Here is a 19660-nt window from a genome sequence, read left to right on the forward strand (position 1 = left end):
CACCTCGATGAGGTGATGGAGGGGCGGCAGGTTGTATTCGTCGACCCTTCCTCTCGGAGGTCTCTGTCATGAACGTCGGTATCGGTCTGCCCATCGGCGACCCGGCTCTCCTGCTCGACTGGGCGCGGCGCGCTGACGCCGGGCCGTTCAGCACGCTCGGCCTGCTCGACCGGCTCGTCTACGACAATCCCGAGCCCCTGGTGGCGCTCGCCGTCCTCGCCGGCGCGACGTCCCGTGTCCGCGTGCAGACCGAAGTGCTGCTGGCTCCGCTGCGCGACACCTCGCTGCTCGCCAAGCAGGCCGCCACGCTCGACCGGATGTCCGGGGGACGGCTGGTCCTCGGTCTCGGGGTCGGCGGGCGCGAGGACGATCACCAGGTCGCGGGCGTGGACCTGCGTACGCGCGGGCGGCGTCTCGACGAGCAGCTGGCGGTGATGCGCCGCATCTGGTCCGGCGAGCCGTACGGCGACGGGGCCGGGCCGATCGGACCCGCGCCCGCTCGTACCCGCGGGCCTGAGGTGCTGTTCGGCGGGTTCAAGCCGGTCGCGCTCGAACGGGTCGCGCGCTGGGGGGACGGGTTCCTCGCCGCCGCGGCACCGTCGTGGGCGGGCGGGCTGTTCGACACCGTCCGTACGTTCTGGAAGGAGCACGGGCGGGACGGCGAGCCGCGCATCGTCGCGCAGGTGAACGTCGCGCTCGGCTCGCAGGACGTGATCGACGACGCGCGTGCCCGCATGGGCGCGTACTACGCGTTCAGCGGCATGGCCGATCGGATGGTCGCCGGGATGCTCACCACGCCGGGCGAGATTCGCGACGCGATCGCCGCCTTCGCCGACCTCGGCGCCGACGAGGTGATGCTGTACTGCTACGGGCTCGATCCGGCCCAGGTGGACCGCCTCGCCGACGTCCTCTGAGGACTCCGGCAAGGCGGAGCGGGAACGGTTCCACTCGCGCGGACCGCAGACCGCAGACCGCGGGCCGCGTGGCCGCCCGGCGAGGGCGACCGCGCGGCCGCCGGTCACGCCCCGACCCACTGGGGAGATCATTTCGTTACCGACCGCGCCCGAACGGATCGCAGGGAGTGAGCGTCAGACTCGCCGACGAGAGATGATCTTGGTGCCTGACCTGCTCACCGGATCTCTCGATCGGGCATGGAGGGTTCGGCGGTGTGGAGGAGCGCGCGGTGACCAGTCGAGTTCTGTTGCCCGGCGACCCACGGCGCCTCGGTCCGTACGAGCTGACGGAGCGTCTGGGGGCGGGCGGGCAGGGCGTCGTCTACCTGGCCAGACGTGCCGACGACCCCGGGGAGTACCCGCGGCGTCTCGCGGTGAAGATGCTCCGCCAGGACCTGGCGATCGACGACGCGGCGCGCGCCCGTTTCGTACGGGAGGTCGCGGCGGCCAAGGAGGTCGCCCGGTTCTGCACGGCGCAGGTGGTGGACGCCGACGTGACCGGCGACCGGCCGTACATCGTCAGCGAGTACGTCGACGGCCCGTCCCTGCAGCGGCTGATCTCGGAGAAGGGGCCGCGGGACGGCGCCGACCTGGAACGGCTGGCGATCGCGACCGCGACCGCGCTCGTCGCCATCCACGAGGCCGGGATCGTGCACCGGGATTTCAAACCGCACAACGTCCTGATCGGCCCGGACGGGGCGCGGGTGATCGACTTCGGCATCGCGCGCGCGTTCGACGCCGCCGCCACGATGCCCGGTCAGGTCTTCGGCACCCCGCCGTACATGGCGCCCGAGCAGCTGAGCGGCGGTGTCATCACGACCGCCACCGACGTCTTCGCCTGGGCGTCGACCGTCACCTATGCGGCCTGCGGGCACCCGCCGTTCGGGAAAGACACCTTCGAGGCCGTCGCCGCCCGCATCCTGACGCACGAGCCCTTCCTCGGCGGTCTGGAGAGTCCGCTGCGCGATCTCGTCGCCGACTGCCTGGCCAAGGACCCCGCCGACCGCCCGTCGGCCCAGCAGGTGCTGCTGCGTCTGCTCCGGCGCAGCGAGGTGGTCGCCAGGCCGGCCGGTGACGTGCCCGCCGGCGCACCGGCCACCACGGTCATGCTGGCCGCGGGCACCGCGCTCGCCGACCCCACGGGGACCGCTTCGCTGCCGAGCGCTCTCCCCGGGACGCTCGGTGCCGCCGGTTCCGGCCGGAGCGCGGCGGACGTACCGTCCGGGGACGCCATCGCACCGGCGCCCGGTGAGCCCGGCCTGGAGACCTCGCCGTGGTCCCGGCAGACGCCGCCCGGGGAGGGGACCGCGTCCGGCGAGACGCACGGCGCGGCGAGGCCGGGCCGCCGGAGGCGGCGCGTGGTCGTCCTGTGCTCCGTGGCGGTCGCCGTCGTGGCCGTCGCGGCGGCGACCGTGGTTCCCGGCCTCGTCCATCGAGGAGGACCCGGCGCCACCGAGGCGAAGGCGGTCCGCAGGCTCCTGGGCTCGCATCTGGCGGCGGGGGACCCGCTGGCCGGAAAGCTCGCGGCGACCTGCGACGACGTCGCCGCCTCGATCCCGGCCTTCGCGCGGCTCGTGGCGGACCGCCGGCGGGAGTCGGCTCAGGCGAGCGCCCTGCGGGTCGACCGGTTGCCGCACGGCGCCGCGCTGCGGCAGGCCATCGCCGACGCGTACCGGTTCTCGCTCCAATCCGATCAGGCCCACCTCGCGCACGCGAAGTACGTCGCGTCGCTGGGCTGCGGCCCGCGGAACGCGCCGAACTCCGAGTACCTGCGGCAGGCGACCGCCCTCGACGACCGTGCCGCTGCCGCCAAACGGCGGGTCGTCGGGCTGTGGACCCCGATCGCGCGGAAGGAACACCTGCCGGTCTACCAGTGGAACCAGCTCTGACGTCGGCCCTGGACGGCCTTCCCGGTGCCCCCGGCTTCTCGGCGGGGCTCGTCAGGAGCGCGGGGAGGCGGCGGCGCGGAGGACGGCGGACCGCTCCTCGGGAGTCGGGTCGACCTGGGTGTGGGCGGTGAAGCCGACCCCACGGCCCCGCGTCGCGGGCGACGGCGTCGACCTCGATGATCAGCGCGGAAGCACGTCCGGGAGGCCGAACGCCGCGACCAGCGCGGGATCGTGGAATTTGACCACGCGGGAGACGCCGGTGGCGGTGGGGGCCAGCACCACCGCGCCGTCGGCTCGGAGCACGCCGTCCGCGTCCCGGTGGTACACGACGGCGGCGGGCTGGCCGTTGGCCGCAGTGGCGATCATCCGCCAATCGCCCGGTGTGCCCAGCACGTACGCGTCGAGCGTGTGGATGCACATCGCCCGGCCCGCCTGCCATTCGCGGAACGGCGTCGCCTCCAGCGTGGCGTCCGCGCGCAGCACCTGTTCCAGCAGGCCGGCGTCGGAGCGTTCGAAGGCCGCGATGTAGCCGTCGAGAAGCGCGCGTGCCCGTTGGTCGGTCGGTTCGAGGAGCTCCTCGGGCTTCGGCTCCACCTCGTCCAGCCGGGCGCGGGCGCGCTGCAGGCCGCTCTTGACCGCCGCCGTGGTGGTGTCGAGGATCTCCGCGGTCTCGGCCGTCGAGAACGCCAGCACCTCGCGCAGGATGAGGATCGCCCGTTGGCGGGCGGGCAGGTGCTGCAGACCGGCGATGAGCGCGAGCCGCAGCGACTCGCGCTCGATCACCACCGCGGCCGGATCGTCGGCGGGTGGGGCGATCCACGCGTCCGGCAGCGGCTCCAGCCACGCGACCTCGCCCGGCGCGAGGGGACTCGGCGGGCGATCGGGTCCGTCGTACGGGCCCGCCAGGCCTGAGGGCAGCACCCGGATCGAGCGCGGCTGCAGCGCCTTCAGGCAGACGTTCGTGGCGATCTTGTAGAGCCAGGATCGAATCGACGCCCGGCCCTCGAAGCCGGAGTAGGACCGCCACGCCCGCAGGTAGCTCTCCTGCACCAGGTCCTCGGCGTCGTGCGCCGAGCCGACCATGCGATAGCAGTGCGCCAGCAGCTCCCGGCGGAACCGCTCGGTCTCGGCGGTGAACCGGTCGTGATCCGGTGCCGCCCGCAGATCCGAGGTCACACCGGGAGCCTAGTGCCGTGACGCCTTCGGGCATGGCCCACGTGCCGACGCCGCCGACGACGCCAGGCCCTGCCCCGGCCACCATCGACGACGCGGGATCCTCTCGCACAGGCGGCGTGCACGATCAGACCTCGTCGAGTTGCAGGATCATGCCGCGGAAGGTCGCGTAGCGGGCCAGGTTCACCGTGGCGTCCTCGGCGACGCGCCGGCCGATCTCGGACCCGAGCGCGGCTTCCAGCGCGGCCATGTCATCCCAGTCCAGCATCACGACCATGTGGCACGGCTCGCCGATCACGGCCGCCGGCTCATGGCTACGCGTGTAACGACGCAGGCCCGGATACCGTTTCGCCAACGGGATGTGGACCTCGTCGTAGTGACGTTCGAACGCGTCGACGTCGGTCGGGGTGTCGTACATCACGACGAATCGCGCCGGCCGCTCAGGGGCCGGGTCCACGGTCGCGGTCATCTGCTGCAACTCCTGTCATGGGAACCTCCGGCGTGCGGCGTCACCGGCTCGGTACGAGGGGGGGTTCAGGGCAGCAGGGCCGATTTGCCGGCGGTGGCCCTGGCCGCCAGTTCCGTCAGCGCCTTCGGGCCGTCGGCCAGTTCGTACGCGGTCGGCGTGCCGGGGGCGAGCACGCCGGCCGCGATCAGCGCGGACAGCTCCCCCATCAGCTCGCCGAAGATCTGCGGTGCGGCCTGGATCAGCACGCCGATATTGAGGCCGATGAGGTGGACCTGGTGCTCGTACACCAACTGCCAGTTGGTGATCGAGGCTTCGCCGCCCGCCACGCCGTAGACGATGACCCGGCCGGTGACCCGCTTGGCGGCGGCCAGGCCGGCGGCGAAGGTTGCGCCGCCGGCCGACTCCAGGACCACATCGGCGCCGGAGCCACCGGTCAGCTCCATCACCGCGGCGGCGAGGTCGCCGCCGCGAGAGTCAAGGACGTGGTCGGCTCCCAGTGCCAGCACCGTCTCGTGCTTGCCCGGCGAGGCAGTGGCGATGACCGTCGCACCGTAGTGCTTGGCCATTCTCACCGCGGCCTGGCCGGTCGCACCCGCCGCGGCGTGGATCAGTACGACCTGCCCGGCGGTGATGCCGCCCAGCGGCCTGAGCGCGGCCAGCGCGGTGGGCCAGTTCACGACCAGGCCCAGCGCCTGCTGCTCCGTCCAGCCCGCGGGCACCGGTACCGCCGCGGCCGCGGGCAGGACCATGTACTCGGCGAAAGCGCCGGCTCCGACGCCGACGACGCGGGCCCCCGGTCGCGGGCCGGTCACCGCCTCGCCCACCGCGACGACCTCACCGGCGGCCTCGAAACCCGCCAGGTACGGCGGGCGCGGGCCGCCCGCGAACGTGCCGTGGGCCTTCGAGATGTCGGCGAAGTTGACCCCGGCGGCGGTGACGCGGATCAGGACCTCGCCCCGGCCGGGGCTCGGCACGGGCGCGTCGGTGATCAGGCGCATGTCCTGCGGGCCGTTGAGGGAGGTCTGCTGCAGCGCGCGCATGGTCGCGGGAATGCTCATTGGCGATCGGCCTTTCTCGGCGTACATGAGAGAGGCGCGGCCCGTCGCGCGGGCCGCGCCTCCCACCATGTAGATCCCGGCCGCCACGAGAAGGAATCGGCCGCTCCCGAAACATCTGCGACCGGCGACCCGGGTCGGCGGCCGGGCCGCCGAGCGGCCGTACGGGCCGGTCAGCCGCAGAAGGCGGCCTCGGCGACCTTCTTCAGGTCGGCGCGGAAGGCCGGGTCGGCCTGGAGCTTCTCGTCCGTCCGGTTGTAGGAGATGATCGCCTGCCGCCTACCGTCCTTGCTGGTGTACGCCCAGGTCCGGTAGCCGGGCCAGCCGCCGTCGTGGCCCCAGGCGCTGCCGCAGCGGAGGCGTACACGGTAGACGCCGAGGCCGTAGTCCTCTGGCGAGCCGTCGTCGATGACCGCGCGCGTCGTGGTCAGCTCGCGCTGCTGGGCGCGCGGGAGCAGCCGGCCGGTGAACAGGGCCCGGTGGAACGTCGCGACGTCGTCCACGGTGGAGATCATGCCGCCGGAGGTCCAGCCGCCGGACGGGCTGATCAAGGTGCTGACGTCGCCGTACGAGCCGTAGTAGCCGTGGACGTACGGGCCGGAGAAGCCGGTGCCCCGGGGCATCGAGGTGTGCTTCAGGCCGAGCGGGCGGATGATGCGCCGGCCGATCTCGGATTCCACTCGGTGCCCGGTGACCTTCTCGATGATCATCCCGGCGAGGATGTAGTTGGTGTTGGCGTAGCTCCAGCCCTTGCCCGGATCGAACAGCGGCTCCTTCTCCAGCGCGATGTCGACCAGCTCCCGCGGCTTCCACACGCGCTCGGGCTGCGTCTGGATGCGCGGGTCCAGGGCGTACTCGTTCAGGCCGCTGGTGTGCTGCAGCAGGTTCCGTACCGTGATGCGGCGGCCGTCGTTGCCGCCTCCCCGTACGACCCCGGGCAGCCAGTGGTCCACGGTGTCGTTCAGCGAGAGCCTCCGCTCGGCCACCAGCTGCAGCAGCACGGTCGCGGTGAAGGTCTTGGTGATGCTGGCGATCCTGATCTGGTCACGGGGGTCCATCGGGGTGCCGGTCTCTTGATCCGCGACACCGGCGGCGAGATGCGTGACCGTGTTCCCCCGGCGGGTCATCACGATGACGCCGGGCTGCCCGTCGGCGACGAGGCGGTCGACCGCCGTCCGCAGCCCCTTCGGCTGCCGCCCGTCGGCCGTACTCGCCTTCGGGGAGGTCGGACGGTCGGCCGCGTTCGCGAGCGGTGCGCAGACGGCCGTCAGGACCGCCGCCGCGAGCAGGCCGGCCGTCGCACGTCGGGCCATGGTTCCAGCGCGAGCCATCACGTCTCCAGGTTCAGCGTGTAGGTCGGTCGGTGACGTGATCAACCCTGCTGGACGACGGGTGGGGCGCACATTGGTCCCAACCGGCGTATCCGGAGGTGTACGTGGCGACACCACGACCGAGAAGCCGGTCGACATCATCGCCTACGATCGCGCCGGCACCGTCGTCTTCACCCGGCATCGCCCGGGCATGCCGAGCGCGCCCGGCTGACCAGGCCACCGATCACTGGATGTTCAGGCGGATCGGGTGGGAAGGGTCCTTCGGGCAGGTGAAGACGCGCAGCTCACCGAAGCGGCCGACGACGACGTCCGGGTCGCCGCCGCTGTCCATGGTCAGGAACAACCGCATGCGCGCGCCACACGAGCAGTCGATGACGTGGAGGTCGGTGAGGTGCCAGCTGGGCCAGCCGCCGACCTTCCACCCGGGGCGGCAGGCCAGGACGCGCTCGAACTCGACGTCGCGTTCCTCCGCCCAGCGGTCACCCTCGTCGTAGAGGTCGTCGGGGAGTTCGTCACTGGCCGGGAGGTCGACGATCTCGAGCGGGGCGACGGCGCAGGGGCGCGGGAGGTAGGACCTGCCCACGCGGTCCGGCCGGGGTGGGTCCAGCACCGTCTCCACCGTGGACGACGACCGGTACCGCAGCTCGACGGTGGGGCCGGAGTAGTACGGCTGTCCCGGGAGGTCGCCGTGGTCGTTCGGGCACCACAGCACCTGCAGCACGTCCGTCCCGGGCGGCCAGTGATCTCCCGGGACGTCGCGGGCGAACAGCTGGAGCACGGGGACCATCGGCACGCCCGGGCCCGAGGTGTCCTGCACCCAGCGGCACCGCTCCCACGTGATCATGTCGAGCGCCGACGCGCCCGCCATGATCCGATCCTGCTCACGGGCCTCCTCGGCCGTGAGCTCGTACGCCCGGCCCGGGTTCCGGCGGCGCCGTTCCTTCATGGCGCGGTCGATCCGCTGCCAGGTGTCGCGTTCCTCGTCCGACAGCTTCTCGCGCGCCTGCACCAGGTGCGGCGCGGGGCATGCCGGCCACGGCTCGTCCGCCGGCCACAGCAGCGGCCCGCCGACGGAGCCGTCCCGGACTCCGGGCGTGCCCGCCGTCGGCCGCAGCAGGGTCGCCGGGCGGGCGTACTGCAGGAAAGCGGGAACGTCGGCTATCAGCGACTCGGCGGATACCGGCACGGGCGCACCCCATTCGACGGATCTCCAGGAGGGAATCCGATCATGGCAGGGCTCACGGGGCCGGTGGTGGCGTACGCGTCGGTCAGGCCGGGCGGGTGGCCTGGTTGAGGAGCGGCTCTCCGGCGGCGAACCTGCGCAGCTGCTCGGCGATCAGGCGTTCGGCGCGCGGGTAGAACGTCGCGGAGCCGCCGGCCACGTGCGGGGTGATCAGGACGTTCGGCGCCGACCAGAGGGGGTGGCCGGGCGGGGGCGGCTCGGGGTCCGTGACGTCGAGGGCGGCGCGGAGCCGGCCCGATCCGGTCTCGGCGAGGAGGGCGGCGGTGTCGATCGTGCCGCCGCGGCCGACGTTCACGACGAGCGCGTCATCGGGCAGGGCGGCGAGCAGGCGGGCGTCGAGGAGGCCGGTGGTCCCGGCGGTGAGCGGCAGGGTGGACACGACGATGTCCGTGTGCGGCAGCAGGTCCGGTAGTTCGCCGACGCCGTGCACCGACTCGGCCGGGCGGGCGCGGCGGGCCACGCGCCGTACCTCGACCTCGAAGGGCAGCAGCCGGGCCTCGACGGCGGCGGCGATCGAGCCGTACCCGAGCAGGAGGACCCGCGAACCGGCGAGCGAACGGGTGAAGTGCGGCCGCCAGCGCTTTTCGTCCTGGTCGCGGACCCAGCGGGGCAGCTCGCGCTGCGCGGCGAGGATCAGGCCGAGCACGTGTTCGGCGACGCCGGCGTCGTGCAGGCCCCGGCCGTTGCACACCGTGACGTCCGGCGGCACGTGCGGCAGCAGGGCGTCGACGCCGGCGCTGAGGCTCTGCACGGCCTCCAGTTTCGGCATGCCGCTCAGGAGGTCGAGGGTGCCGGGTCCCTTCGCGTACGGGAGCACGTAGAACCGGACCTCGGACAGGTCCGCCGGGGCCGGGCCCGTGCCGTCGTAGATCTCGACGGTCAGCGAGCCGGGCCAGCCGCCCATCAGGTCGGCGACGTGCGGCCAGGGGACGAGCGTGTCGGGTGGGGCACTCACGCGCTCATCTTCTCGTACGACGTTCGACCAGCGCCCGTTGAGCTCGTTCCCGCACGGCTCGGCGTCGTCGGGGACGGTCGTCAGGACGACGCGGGCCCCGCCCGCGCCGAGGACGCGGACGGCCCGGTCGAGCTGCGCGTCGAACCGCGCGCGGAACACCGGAGGTCGCGATGGACGGCGCCCGGTCAGCCCGCGAAGTCCGCCGGGTTCCAGTGCGTCCCCGCGTTCCGGTTGCACATCTCCGCGACATAGCGTGGCGTGAACCCGTTGTCCCGGGCGTACGCGTTGATGCCCGCGACGGACTGGCAGATCCCGCCCGTTTCCTGCCGGACACCGCCCGCTGCGGCCGCTCCGCCCGCCGAGGCGACAATGGCGGTCGTCATCGCCGCGAACGCCATTCCGGCGCTCTGCATTCGTGAGATTCGCATGGTCACAGCCCTCCGTTCGATCGATTTCCTCTGGCACGGTAGCCAGTCGGCGAGGCCGAATTGAATGGCGTTTCGGTCAAGGGATCTCAGCCCCGCTTAAACGTTCGCTACGGCCCGCTGACCTGCACGTCGTCGCGCTGTTCGACGGGAGCCGGGGGCTGGAGGAGAACCGCCGCGCAGGCGACGACCGCGGCGACCGCCAGGAATGCGGGAGCCATCACCTTCATCGGCTTTCGGCTGTGCCGCAGGGGATTCTCCACCAGATGGTACGAGGCGGTCGCGAGAACCGCCGTGGCGATCGCGGCCGCGATGACGCGATCGACGGCGGGCCATTGGGGGAATCGCACGGCGAGGAAGACCCAGATCGGCCAGTGCCAGAGGTAGAGCGAATAGCTCACCTTGCCGATGGCGACGAACGGCCGGGAGCCGGCGATCCGCGCGGGAAGCCCGTCCCCGGTGAGGACGAGGGAGCCGATGAGCGTCGCCGCCGCGACCCCGGCGACGGGCAGCTGCCAGGTGTACAGGGCGCGGCCGCCCAGGTCCGCGGTGGACCAGAGCCAGGCGAGGCAGGCGGCGGCGAGGACGCCCGCCGGGGCGGTGACGCGCGCGGGCAGCCTGCGATCCACGACCGCCGCCGAGGTGGTGAGGACGGCGAGCAGGGCGCCCAGGGCCAGCCCGCCGGCGCGGCAGTCGGTGCCCAGGTAGGCGCGGTCCGGCGCGCCCGGGACGAAGAACAGGTGCATCGCCGTGTACGCGCACCCGGCGCCGAGCAGGGCGGCGCCCGCCAGCACCCGCCGGGAGCCGAGGACCCCGGCCAGCGCGACGAAGAGCAGCGGCCATACGAGGTAGTACTGCTCCTCGACCGCCAGCGACCACAGGTGGTTGAGCGGCGCCCGGTCGACGGGGACGCCCCAGTAGCCGACCTCCGCGAAGATCGAATACCAGTTGGAGCCGTACACCAGCGCGGCGAGCGTCTGCGCGTTGACGGTGTGGCGCATCGGTCCACCGGCGCCCAGGTGCATCCACGCCTGGACCACGACCAGCACCGTCAGCACGGCCGGGAACAGGCGACGGGCCCGCCGCGCCCAGAACACCGCCAGCCGCGTGGTCCCGGTGCGCGCCCGCTCGGCGAGCAGGAGCCGGGTGATCACGTAACCGGAGATGACGAAGAACAGGTCGACGCCCAGGAACCCGCCGCGCAGCGGCAGGCCGAAGTGGTAGGCGATCACCCCGAGTACGGCCAGCGCGCGCAGCCCGTCCACCGCCGGGAGGTGCGGCGCGCCCGTACGCCGTCCCCGATCGGCGCGGACCATCGGCTGCTCGCGGAGCCGGGAGCCGCCGGCGCCGTACGGGACGGAGAGGCGCGCCGGGCGGGCCGGAGCGCGATCCCGGACCGGGCCGCGGCGTCGCGGGCCGCCGTCAGGACGCATGGGCGTGCAGGTCGGCGTGGATCGCGTTGAGGAGCCACGCGGCGAGCCGGTCGCGGGCCGTAGGGGTCGGATGGCCCGTCTCGTCGTAGACGTCGATGCCGGAGATCACCCGCGGGCAGTCCCGGTCGCCGGTGCACATCTGGCCGTGCAGGTCGAGCAGCCGGACGCCCGGGTTACGGGCCGCCGCGGCGCGCAGGGCGGCGTTCATCAGATTCGACCAGCGCCCGTTGACCTCGTTCCAGTACGGCTTCGCGAGGTCGGTGACGGTCGTCAGGAAGACCCGCGCCCCGCCGGACCCGAGGACGCGGACGGCCCGGTCGACCTGGGCGCCGAACCGCGCCCGGAACACCGGGTCGGTGATCGAGGTCGGCCCGTCCTGGCCGGGAAGCTGCTGCCGGGTGTGCGCGTCGTAGATCCCCGTTTCGAGGAGGATCGCGTCCGGCCGGACCCTGGCCACCAGGCCCCGCCAGTGCTCCGGCCAGTCGTTGCACTCCGGCTTGGCGACCAGCTGGTTCGAGATCTCCACCCTGGCGGGCTGCATGATGCCGCAGCCGCCGCGGGCCGCCTTGACCACGACGATGTGCCGGTCCGGAGCCGCGTTGGCGAGCTTCTCCATGCCGTTGCCGAGGGTTCCGCCCCAGGAGTCCCCGACCACGAGGACCCGCAGGTCCCTGACCTCCGGGCGCAGCGCCGCGTCACCCAGCGGCGGGACGTTCGGGCCGACCCGCGGTCCGGCGGGCGGTCGTACGGACGGCCCGGCGGGCGGTCGCACGGGCGATCCGGCGGGCGGTCGCGTCGCCGCGTCGCTCGTGCCGCCTGCCGGCGACAGGCCGAGCGCGCAGCAGCCGGCCGCCGCCAGGCACAGGATCACCCGGCTCGTCGTGCCCATCACGGGGACTTCCCTTCTCCAGCGAGCGTGCGGGTCACCGGGCCCGGTGGCCGGCGGCCGTCCACAGGGTGGTGAGGATCCAGTTGCCGAGCCGGTCGTGGGCCGGAGCGGTCGGATGGCCGGTCTCGTCGTAGACGTCCACGCCGCGGATGCGGGCCGGGCAGTCGTCGCTCACGCACAGCTGACGCCGTACGTCGAGCAGGTGGACGCCGCGCCGGGCGTTCCGCTGCACGACCGTCTCCACCTGCCGGTTCATCTCCCGGGCCGTACGGGCCTCGGCGCCCTTGCCCAGCACCGCGGTGCCCACGAACACCGCCGCGCCATGGGCGCGCAGCAGCCCGATCGCCCGGTCCATGTCGGCCTGGTACCGCTGCCGGAACACCGGATCGCCGAGGTCGCGCGGCCTGCCGCCGTCGATGACCTGGGGCGTCTGGTCCCAGTACGCGGTGTACAGCACCACCGCCTGCGGCCGGTACCGCTCGACGAGCCGGGGCCACTGCTCGGGCCAGGTCCGGCACGCGGGCCGGGTCTCGGTCAGCCGGCCACCGGGCGCCTCCTTGGTGGGCAGCATGATGCCGCAGCCGCCCTGGGCCGCGTTGACCACCGTGTAGCCGCGGCCCCTGCCCGCGTTCGCCATGCCGACGCCGAGGTTGCGCGCCCATGAGTCGCCCACGACGAGGACCGTGAGCCCGTCGGCCCGTGGCGCCGGGCCCTGCGTGCCCAGCGGCGGAGCGACCGCCTGCGCCGCTCCGCCGGCCGGCGGGGCCTTGGCGACCGGGTGACCGCAGCCGGCGGCACCTCCGAGCAGCACCGCGACGGCACCCGCACCGATCGACCTGATGATTCCCACGTCGCCCCCGCCAGGCCGTCCTCCACAAGATCAGGTGGAGACGTTGCCGAGTGTGATCATGCGTAATCCGTGCGGTAGCCGATGGCTTGGCAAACATCGAGACCCAGGGCGAGCCGGGTCCCGGCCGCCGCGATTCTGTCGGTCGTTCCGGCAAAATCGCCTGCATGGGCTTCTTCGACGATCTGATCGTGCCGGACCCGCCGGAAGAGCCGCAGCCGGAGTTCAGGGAGCTGGGTCCGCTCACGCCGGGCGCGAACAGGCCGCCGTCGGACTGGTTCCTGCCGGCGACGGTGCCGGTGGGACGTGAGGTCGGCGCCGGGCCGTACGTCCGCGTGATGCTGCACGGCTTCTCGGTGTGGCCCGACTGCGTGACCGTCCACCTGGCGGTGTTCGCCCGGCGGATCCGGACCGCGAGGCGACGCGCGTTCCCGCACCACGGCCGCCCGAAGGCGGGTGCCCTGCACGTCGGGCTGCTCTTCGGCGACGGACTGCGGGTGACCACGCTGGACGGCGACCCGTACGGCGGGGCCGAACGGCTCAGCCTGCGGCCGACGCACGGTTCGGGCGGAGGCGGGTTCCACTACACCGTCGACCTGCTGCTCAGCGGGCTGCCACCGGCGGGACCGGCCGAGCTCGTCGTCCAGTGGCCGGATGAAGAGGTGCCGGAGACGCGTGTCGAGATCGACATGGACGAGATCATCGAGGCGGCCTCACGCGCGGTGGAGATCTGGCCGAGCCTACGGCCGCCTGAGCGGGGTCTCGGCAGGCTGGTCGGGACGATCACGATGAGCGGCCACGGGGGAATGATGGGCACGGCCACGCTCACCGTTGCGGCGCGGCGCGGGGCGGGGCCGCAGAAGCCCGACGAAGAGGACCGGTACGCGCCGCGCGCCGAATGGCCCACGGAGGACGACGACTGGAAGGACCTGCGGCTCATCAAGGCGCGGCTGACCGGCGGCGCCGAGCCGGAGGCGGACCTCGGCTATCACGGCACGCCGCTGCACCGGGCCGCCGCCGACGGGAGCGCGGAGGTCGTGGCCGAGCTGGTCCGCCACGTCGGCGACGTCGACCTTCCCGACCAGAAGGGCTTTCCCCCGCTGTACGCGGCCGTCCGCCACGGCAGGCTGGCCAACGCCGCGGTCCTGCTCGGCGCGGGGGCGGATCCGGCGGCGAGCCTGGGGACCGGCGGCACCGTCGGCCGGCTGGCGCTGGTCACGCCGCTGGCGTCCCTGTTCGAAGGGCGGCCGGACGTGAAGCCGCTGACCAGAGCCGAACGCGCCGCGCAGGAGGAGGCGGACCGGCTCATCCGCGTGTTCCGGCACGTCGACACCGACGGGCTGGGAGCGGCGTTCGTCGGCGGTCTGGACGAGGAGGAGGTCATCCGGCGGCTCGGCGCGCACCCGGAGGACTGCCCCGTGCTCGACCTGGAGCGGGAGCCCGGCCCGTACGGCACCGGACCGGGCGGCTTCGACCCGTACGACTTCGAAGAGGCGCTCCAGTACGTCGGCGTCACCGCGGTGCCGGGCGGCTGCGTCATCAGCCAGCCGAACGGCTACCTGCCCTCGAGGCGGGACTTCCTGCTCCCGCTGTCGCGCGGCACCGTGGCCGGCGGCGTGTTCTTCAATCCCAAGGGCGGGCGGTACGGCTGCGTGATCCGGGACGAGGAGGTCGGATTCGACTACGAGTTCTTCGAACCGGGTTCGGACGCGCCGTACGAGCACTGGCTGTACCGGTTCTGGGACAAGCAGCGCGGGTTCACGCGTGGGAGCGAGCTGGCCTTCGTCGCGGGAACGGCCGGCGTACGGCCCGAGGACGCCAGGATGCTGAAGGGATCGCCCCGGCGCTGGGTCCGCGTGCCCGAGGAGGACTGAGGCCGGTCGGTCGCGGGCCGGTACCGGCGAATGAGGCGGAGGAGCGAGGAGAGCGGTGAGCCGGCAGGCGTCGAGCGGTGGGCGGCCCTGGTCGAGGAGTACGCCCGGGCGATGCCGCACTGATGCCGCCGGAGGGTCAGCGGCCGCTGCGGGCGGTGCGCCAGCGGCCGGGTGACAGGCCCTCCTGGCGCTGGAAGAACGCGGTGAAGTTCGCGGGGTCGTCGAAGCCGAGGCGTTCGGCGCAGCGGGCGACGGGCAGGTCGGTGTGGGCGAGGAGGCGTTTGGCCTCCAGCAGGATCCGCTGGTCGAGGAACCGCTTGGCGCCCACGCCGGCGTCGGCGCGGGTGGCCCGGGTCAGGGTGCGGGTGCCGTAGCCGAGCGCGCGGGCGTAGTCGCCGACCTGGTGCCACCGGGTGAAGTGCTCCTCGACGGCGGCGCGGTAGCGGCGGAAGACGGTGTGGTCCTCGGCCGCGACCGGGATCGCCGGCTCGGCCGGGACGACCCGGAGGACGAGGGCCGCGAGCAGGTGGGCGAGCACCGACGGCGCGGCCAGGCGCGGATCGGCGACGGCGGCCTCGTGCTCCCGGGCCAGGTGGTCCGCCGCCCGCAGGCTCAGCTCCCACGTGGCGGCGTCCAGGTGACGGGTGGTCGGCGCGAAGGCGTCCGCCGCCGCGCGGGCGGCCGGACCGGCGGGCAGGAAACCCTGCTCGAACAGGATGAGCGGGCCGTCGAGGCCCTCCACGTCGGTCCAGCGGTGCACGACGCCGGGCCGGATCCACACGACGCTCCGCTCGGCCAGGTCGTGGTCGACGAAGTCGGCCGTGTGCCGTCCGGTTCCCGAGCGGACGAGGGCGAGGACGTGGAAGTCAGGGCGCTGCGGCCGGGTGCGCCGGCGACCGGGGTCCATGTGCCGCAACCGCGCGAAGCTCAGCGCCTCGACGCCGAAGCCCGCCCCGGGGGCCGGGGAGTACCGCAGCTGCCGGACGCCGGGGAGCTGACCGTTTTCCACAATGGCGACGCGCCTTTCCACCGTGCCTATCGCGTGGTCCGAGCCTAGCTTTGATGACTGTCAGGCCATGACCCGGGCGGCCCGGAACGGACGGTCCGGCTTTCCAGAGGAGAACACGGTGACGACGGAAACCACAATCACGAGCGTGCCGGTGACCGGCGGGGCGATCGACGTACGGCGGCAGGGGCGCGGCGGTCCGACACTCGTCCTGCTGCACTACTGGGGCGGGTCCGCGCGGACCTGGGACGCTGTCGTGGACCGGCTGCCGGCCGAGCGCGACATCGTGCGCTTCGACCAGCGCGGCTGGAGCTCGTCGCGGCGGCTGCCCGGCCCGTACGACCTGGACCGGCTCGCCGACGACGTCGCCGAGGTCGTGGCGGGCCTCGGCCTGGAGCGGTACGTCCTGGCCGGGCATTCGATGGGCGGGAAGGTGAGCCAGCTCGTCGCCGCCCGGCGTCCCTCCGGGCTCGCCGGGATCGCGCTGGTCGCCCCGGCGCCGCCGCAGCCGCCGGCCATGGTGACGCCCGAGTACCAGCAGGTCCTCGCGCACGCGTACGACTCGGCGGAGAACGTGGGGCAGGCGCTCGACCACGTCCTGGCCGCCGTCCCGCTGGACCCCGCCGTCAGGGACGCCGTCGTACGCGACAGCCTGGCGAGTGACGCGGACGCGCGTGAGGAGTGGCCGCTGCGCGGGATCGCGGCGGACGTCTCGGCGGTCGCCGGGCGGATCGACGTGCCGGTTCTCGTGCTGGCGGGCGAGAACGACCAGGTCGAGCCGCCGTCCGTCCTGCGGGAGCACCTCCTGCCCCACCTCCCGGACGCCCGGTTCGAGGTCGTCGCGAAGAGCGGGCACCTGCTGCCCCTGGAGGCGCCCGACGCCGTCGCCTCGGCGTTGGAGGACTTCGCCGCCCGCCTCGGCCACTGACCGCGGACCGAAAGAGCGCCCATTACTTAATTTGTCAATTTTGGCGCATGAGTCGTTGACTGTCCTTACTGCCACCCGCCGCTCAGGCGGACACCACGGAAGGACGCGTCATGATCGAGGTCATCGGCGCCGGTTTCGGACGCACCGGCACCCTCTCGCTGAAACTGGCACTGGAACGACTCGGGTTCGCTCCCTGCCACCACATGACCGAACTCGTCGACAACGCCGAGCAGACGGATCTGTGGGCGCGCGTCGCCACCGGAGAGCCGCTGGACTGGGACGAGGTCTACCGCGGCTACCGGGCGACCACCGACTGGCCGGGAGCGCACTACTGGCGCCGGCTGATCGAGCACTTCCCGCAGGCGAAGGTGATCCTCACCGTCCGCGACCCGCAGAAGTGGTACGAGAGCGTGCGCGGGAGCATCTACCGCGTCAGGTCTCTCCCGATGCCCGACGGCCTCGACGCGAAAAGGCGGAATTTCATCGACGAGATGATCTGGCAGCGCGAGTTCGGAGGCCGGTTCGAGGACGCCGACCACGCCATCGCGGTGTTCAACGAGCACAACGAGGCGGTACGCCGGGAGGTCCCCGCCGAGCGGCTCCTGGAGTTCCAGGTCGGCGACGGCTGGGAGCCGCTCTGCGGCTTCCTCGGCGTGCCCGTCCCCGACGAGCCGTTCCCGCGCAGCAATGACCGGCAGGAGTTCGCCGACCGGGTCGCCCAGCGGATGCGGGCCCACTGAGGAACCGCACCGGCGCCGCCTCCGGCCGCCCGGCCGGGGGCGGTGCCGGTGCGTCCGGGCGACCGGGTCACTTGGCCCGTGAAGTGCGGATTCATCCTGATTCGCCCCTCTTCGGGCCGGGGAGAACGCAAGCGGGAACTGCCACTCCCGGGGGGACGCCGTGCTGGACGTGATCGGGGCCGGATTCGGCCGTACGGGGACGCTGTCGTTGAAGCTCGCGCTGGAACGGCTCGGATTCGGGCCCTGCCACCACATGATCGAAATCATCGACGACCCGGAGCAGATCGACCGGTGGGCGCGGGTGATCGAGAACGGCGACCGGAACTGGGACGAGGTCTACCGCGGCTACCGCGCGACCGTCGACTGGCCCGGCGTCGCGTTCTGGCGGGAGCTCGTCGAGCACTACCCCGAGGCCAAGGTGATCCTCACCGTCCGCGACCCGAAGAGCTGGTACGAGAGCGCCCGCGAGAGCATCTACCGCGCCGGCTCGATCCACACCGACGATCCGGTCGGCGTACGACGGCGGCGGCTCGTCCGCCGGCTGGTCTGGGAGGGCGACTTCGGCGGCCGGTTCGAGGACGCCGAGCACGCGATGGCGGTGTTCACCGAGCACAACGACGCCGTACGCCGGGAGGTCCCGGCCGGCCGGCTGCTGGAGTTCCGCGTCAGCCAGGGCTGGAAGCCGCTGTGCCGTTTCCTCGGCGTACCCGTGCCCGGCGAGCCGTTCCCCCGCACCAACGACCGCCGGGAGTTCGCCGAGCGGGTCGCCCAGCGGCAGGGACGATGACGCGTCCCGGCCGGCGCGTGACCTCGACGCTTGTGGGGTGAGTCCGCGACGGGTATACAGCGCGGATGAGCGAGCTCGCCCGGCTTTACCACGAAGCGACCGGCTTCGGCTCCGGACGCCCGCCGCGGCCGAGTGTCCCCGGGTTCATACCGTCCGACCCGGCCAACCGGCCCGTCCCGTTCAAGCGCTACTCCGGCGCGCCGGTCCTCGGCCTTCCCACGGACCTTCCCCCGGGAGGGGCGCCGGCGGTCGCGGCGCTGTCCGGGCGGGTGCCGCCCGCCGGGAACGGCGTGGACCTGGAGTTCCTCGCCCGGCTGCTGTTCCTCTCGGCGGGGGTCACGCGGTGGGCGGAGGTACAGGAGCAGGCCGTCTGGTTCCGTACCGCGCCGTCCGCGGGCAACCGGCACCCGGTGGAGGTGTACGTCGCGGCGGGAGCCGTCGCCGGACTGGAGACCGGGCTCTACCACTTCGCGCCGGACGTGTTCGACCTGGAGGAACTTTCCACGGGCGACCACCGCCCGGCCCTGGCCGACGCCGCCGCCGCGCCGGAGATCGCGGCCGACCCGCTCGTCCTCGTCCTCACCGGCGTTCCCTGGCGCACCGCGTGGAAGTACGGCGAGCGGGGCTGGCGGCACGTGTACTGGGACGCGGGCACCATGCTCGCCAACCTCCTCACGGTCGCCGAGGCGTACGGCATGCGGGCGCACGTCCTGCTGGGGTTCGTGGACTCGGCGCTGGGCCGGCGGCTCGGGATCGACGGTATCGCCGAGTTCCCGATCGCGGTGGTCACGATCGGCGGTCTCGGTGAGCCGACTCCGCCCGGCGAGCGCCCGGCCCCGCACCTGGCGGCCTCTCCCCCGGCCCCCGCCCCGCTCGAACTGCCGCTCATCACCGAGGTCCAGCGGGCGGGGCAGCTCGCGACGACCGGGCAGGTGACGGCCTGGCGGGCGGCGGCGCCCGCCGGGACGCGCGGCGCGGACGCGGTGGAACCGCCCGCGAACGCGCCGGACGAGACGATCGACTCCCTGATCCTGCGGCGCGGGTCCACCCGGCGGATGCGGCCGGACCTCGTACCGCCCGAACTGCTGGAGTGGAGCATGGCCGTGGCCGGCCGGCCCCTGCCCGCCGACGCCCTCCCGGCCGGGTCGACCCTGCTCTCCCACCGGCTCACCGTCCACGCGGTCCGGGGTCTGGAATCCGGGCTGTACGACCGGACCGGAGGACGCTCGGAGCCGTACCGGACCGCGTCGGAGGCGTCGGTGCGGCGGCTGAGCCGCTACCTCTGCCGGGACCAGGCGCTGGCCGGCGACGCGGCCTTCACCGACTACATCTTCACCGACCTCGACCGGGTGCTCGACGCGTACGGGGACCGAGGCTACCGCGTCGCGCAGCTCGAGGCGGGGGTGGCCGCCGGGCGGCTGCAGCTGGCCGCATTCGCCCTCGGGTACGGCGGCACCGGCCTGACCTTCACCGACGACGACGTGGCGGCGGCGTTCGGCGGCCGGGGGTCGTGCATGCTCGCCGTCTCCGTCGGGATCCCCGCCTACCAGGCCAGGCCGGGCGGCCCGCCCGGCCGGCCGACCCGCCTGGACCGGGTCGTGACGTCACGCCGCGAGTAGGCCGTCCCGGTATCCGGGCACGGACCCGGCCGACGGCGTCGTCC

At 73.3% G+C, this 19660-nt stretch carries 18 protein-coding genes; 7 read left to right on the forward strand and 11 right to left on the reverse strand.

Annotated features, from left to right (window positions below):
• The first annotated feature begins 68 nt into the window (after nt 1-68).
• Nucleotides 69-914, forward strand: a complete 846-nt coding sequence (locus NDW01_RS33675; RefSeq protein ID WP_252828385.1) for an LLM class flavin-dependent oxidoreductase — start codon at nt 69-71, stop codon at nt 912-914.
• Nucleotides 915-1183: 269 nt separating this feature from the next.
• Nucleotides 1184-2842 carry a serine/threonine-protein kinase gene (locus NDW01_RS33680; protein ID WP_252828386.1) on the forward strand — a complete coding sequence of 553 codons (1659 nt, stop codon included), beginning with the start codon at nt 1184-1186 and terminating at the stop codon, nt 2840-2842.
• A gap of 180 nt (nt 2843-3022) precedes the next feature.
• On the opposite strand, the gene NDW01_RS33685 is transcribed toward NDW01_RS33680, so the two are convergent.
• From NDW01_RS33685 to NDW01_RS33730, 10 genes are all read right to left on the reverse strand, one after another.
• Entirely contained in the window at nt 3023-4018 is a 996-nt protein-coding gene (locus NDW01_RS33685) for an RNA polymerase subunit sigma-70 (protein ID WP_252828387.1), read from the reverse strand.
• A 124-nt stretch (nt 4019-4142) separates the two neighbouring features.
• The gene (locus NDW01_RS33690) at nt 4143-4484 is read right to left on the reverse strand and encodes an EthD family reductase (protein ID WP_252828388.1); all 342 of its coding nucleotides are present in this window, start codon (nt 4482-4484) and stop codon (nt 4143-4145) included.
• Between the two features lie 65 nt (nt 4485-4549).
• Nucleotides 4550-5542, reverse strand: a complete 993-nt coding sequence (locus NDW01_RS33695) for a zinc-binding dehydrogenase (protein ID WP_252828389.1) — start codon at nt 5540-5542, stop codon at nt 4550-4552.
• A gap of 170 nt (nt 5543-5712) precedes the next feature.
• Complete coding sequence (locus tag NDW01_RS33700) at nt 5713-6852, reverse strand: serine hydrolase domain-containing protein (RefSeq protein ID WP_252828390.1); 1140 nt, start codon at nt 6850-6852, stop codon at nt 5713-5715.
• Nucleotides 6853-7093: 241 nt separating this feature from the next.
• The gene (locus NDW01_RS33705; RefSeq protein ID WP_252828391.1) at nt 7094-8056 is read right to left on the reverse strand and encodes a hypothetical protein; all 963 of its coding nucleotides are present in this window, start codon (nt 8054-8056) and stop codon (nt 7094-7096) included.
• A gap of 82 nt (nt 8057-8138) precedes the next feature.
• The gene (locus NDW01_RS33710) at nt 8139-9017 is read right to left on the reverse strand and encodes a 2-hydroxyacid dehydrogenase (protein WP_252828469.1); all 879 of its coding nucleotides are present in this window, start codon (nt 9015-9017) and stop codon (nt 8139-8141) included.
• Nucleotides 9018-9253: 236 nt separating this feature from the next.
• Nucleotides 9254-9496, reverse strand: a complete 243-nt coding sequence (locus NDW01_RS33715) for a hypothetical protein (RefSeq protein WP_252828392.1) — start codon at nt 9494-9496, stop codon at nt 9254-9256.
• A 107-nt stretch (nt 9497-9603) separates the two neighbouring features.
• Nucleotides 9604-10926 carry an acyltransferase family protein gene (locus NDW01_RS33720; RefSeq protein ID WP_252828393.1) on the reverse strand — a complete coding sequence of 441 codons (1323 nt, stop codon included), beginning with the start codon at nt 10924-10926 and terminating at the stop codon, nt 9604-9606.
• The gene (locus NDW01_RS33725) at nt 10916-11815 is read right to left on the reverse strand and encodes a DUF459 domain-containing protein (protein ID WP_252828394.1); all 900 of its coding nucleotides are present in this window, start codon (nt 11813-11815) and stop codon (nt 10916-10918) included. The genes NDW01_RS33720 and NDW01_RS33725 overlap by 11 nt, the downstream gene beginning before the upstream one ends.
• Before the next feature lie 34 nt (nt 11816-11849).
• The gene (locus tag NDW01_RS33730) at nt 11850-12665 is read right to left on the reverse strand and encodes a DUF459 domain-containing protein (RefSeq protein WP_252828395.1); all 816 of its coding nucleotides are present in this window, start codon (nt 12663-12665) and stop codon (nt 11850-11852) included.
• Nucleotides 12666-12829: 164 nt separating this feature from the next.
• On the opposite strand from NDW01_RS33730, the gene NDW01_RS33735 reads away from it, so the two are divergent.
• Nucleotides 12830-14536 carry an ankyrin repeat domain-containing protein gene (locus NDW01_RS33735; protein WP_252828396.1) on the forward strand — a complete coding sequence of 569 codons (1707 nt, stop codon included), beginning with the start codon at nt 12830-12832 and terminating at the stop codon, nt 14534-14536.
• A gap of 136 nt (nt 14537-14672) precedes the next feature.
• On the opposite strand, the gene NDW01_RS33740 is transcribed toward NDW01_RS33735, so the two are convergent.
• Nucleotides 14673-15545, reverse strand: a complete 873-nt coding sequence (locus NDW01_RS33740) for an AraC family transcriptional regulator (protein WP_252828397.1) — start codon at nt 15543-15545, stop codon at nt 14673-14675.
• Between the two features lie 118 nt (nt 15546-15663).
• Between NDW01_RS33740 and NDW01_RS33745 the strand changes: the two genes are divergently transcribed.
• The 4 genes from NDW01_RS33745 (at nt 15664) to NDW01_RS33760 (ending at nt 19616) form a co-directional block, all read left to right on the forward strand.
• A complete protein-coding gene (locus tag NDW01_RS33745) occupies nt 15664-16470 on the forward strand; it encodes an alpha/beta fold hydrolase (RefSeq protein WP_252828398.1) in 807 nt (268 codons plus the stop codon).
• A gap of 110 nt (nt 16471-16580) precedes the next feature.
• Nucleotides 16581-17210: a sulfotransferase family protein gene (locus NDW01_RS33750; RefSeq protein ID WP_252828399.1), complete on the forward strand. Its 630-nt coding sequence runs from the start codon at nt 16581-16583 to the stop codon at nt 17208-17210.
• A gap of 160 nt (nt 17211-17370) precedes the next feature.
• Nucleotides 17371-17997, forward strand: a complete 627-nt coding sequence (locus tag NDW01_RS33755; protein ID WP_252828400.1) for a sulfotransferase family protein — start codon at nt 17371-17373, stop codon at nt 17995-17997.
• 65 nt (nt 17998-18062) lie between these two features.
• Nucleotides 18063-19616 (forward strand): SagB family peptide dehydrogenase, encoded by a 1554-nt coding sequence (locus NDW01_RS33760; RefSeq protein ID WP_252828401.1) that lies wholly within the window; start codon nt 18063-18065, stop codon nt 19614-19616.
• Nucleotides 19617-19660: the final 44 nt, after the last annotated feature.

This window comes from Actinoallomurus soli (genome assembly GCF_024055715.1).
Taxonomy (GTDB): domain Bacteria; phylum Actinomycetota; class Actinomycetes; order Streptosporangiales; family Streptosporangiaceae; genus Actinoallomurus; species Actinoallomurus soli.

Bases quoted from the DNA above. Each gene is read 5' to 3' on its own strand.
- NDW01_RS33675 (WP_252828385.1), top strand. From the start codon at position 69: ATGAACGTCGGTATCGGTCTGCCCATCGGCGACCCGGCTCTCCTGCTC.
- NDW01_RS33690 (WP_252828388.1), bottom strand. From the start codon at position 4,484: ATGACCGCGACCGTGGACCCGGCCCCTGAGCGGCCGGCGCGATTCGTC.
- NDW01_RS33695 (WP_252828389.1), bottom strand. From the start codon at position 5,542: ATGAGCATTCCCGCGACCATGCGCGCGCTGCAGCAGACCTCCCTCAAC.
- NDW01_RS33700 (WP_252828390.1), bottom strand. From the start codon at position 6,852: ATGGCCCGACGTGCGACGGCCGGCCTGCTCGCGGCGGCGGTCCTGACG.
- NDW01_RS33710 (WP_252828469.1), bottom strand. From the start codon at position 9,017: ATGGGCGGCTGGCCCGGCTCGCTGACCGTCGAGATCTACGACGGCACG.
- NDW01_RS33715 (WP_252828392.1), bottom strand. From the start codon at position 9,496: ATGCGAATCTCACGAATGCAGAGCGCCGGAATGGCGTTCGCGGCGATG.
- NDW01_RS33720 (WP_252828393.1), bottom strand. From the start codon at position 10,926: ATGCGTCCTGACGGCGGCCCGCGACGCCGCGGCCCGGTCCGGGATCGC.
- NDW01_RS33725 (WP_252828394.1), bottom strand. From the start codon at position 11,815: ATGGGCACGACGAGCCGGGTGATCCTGTGCCTGGCGGCGGCCGGCTGC.
- NDW01_RS33735 (WP_252828396.1), top strand. From the start codon at position 12,830: ATGGGCTTCTTCGACGATCTGATCGTGCCGGACCCGCCGGAAGAGCCG.
- NDW01_RS33750 (WP_252828399.1), top strand. From the start codon at position 16,581: ATGATCGAGGTCATCGGCGCCGGTTTCGGACGCACCGGCACCCTCTCG.
- NDW01_RS33760 (WP_252828401.1), top strand. From the start codon at position 18,063: ATGAGCGAGCTCGCCCGGCTTTACCACGAAGCGACCGGCTTCGGCTCC.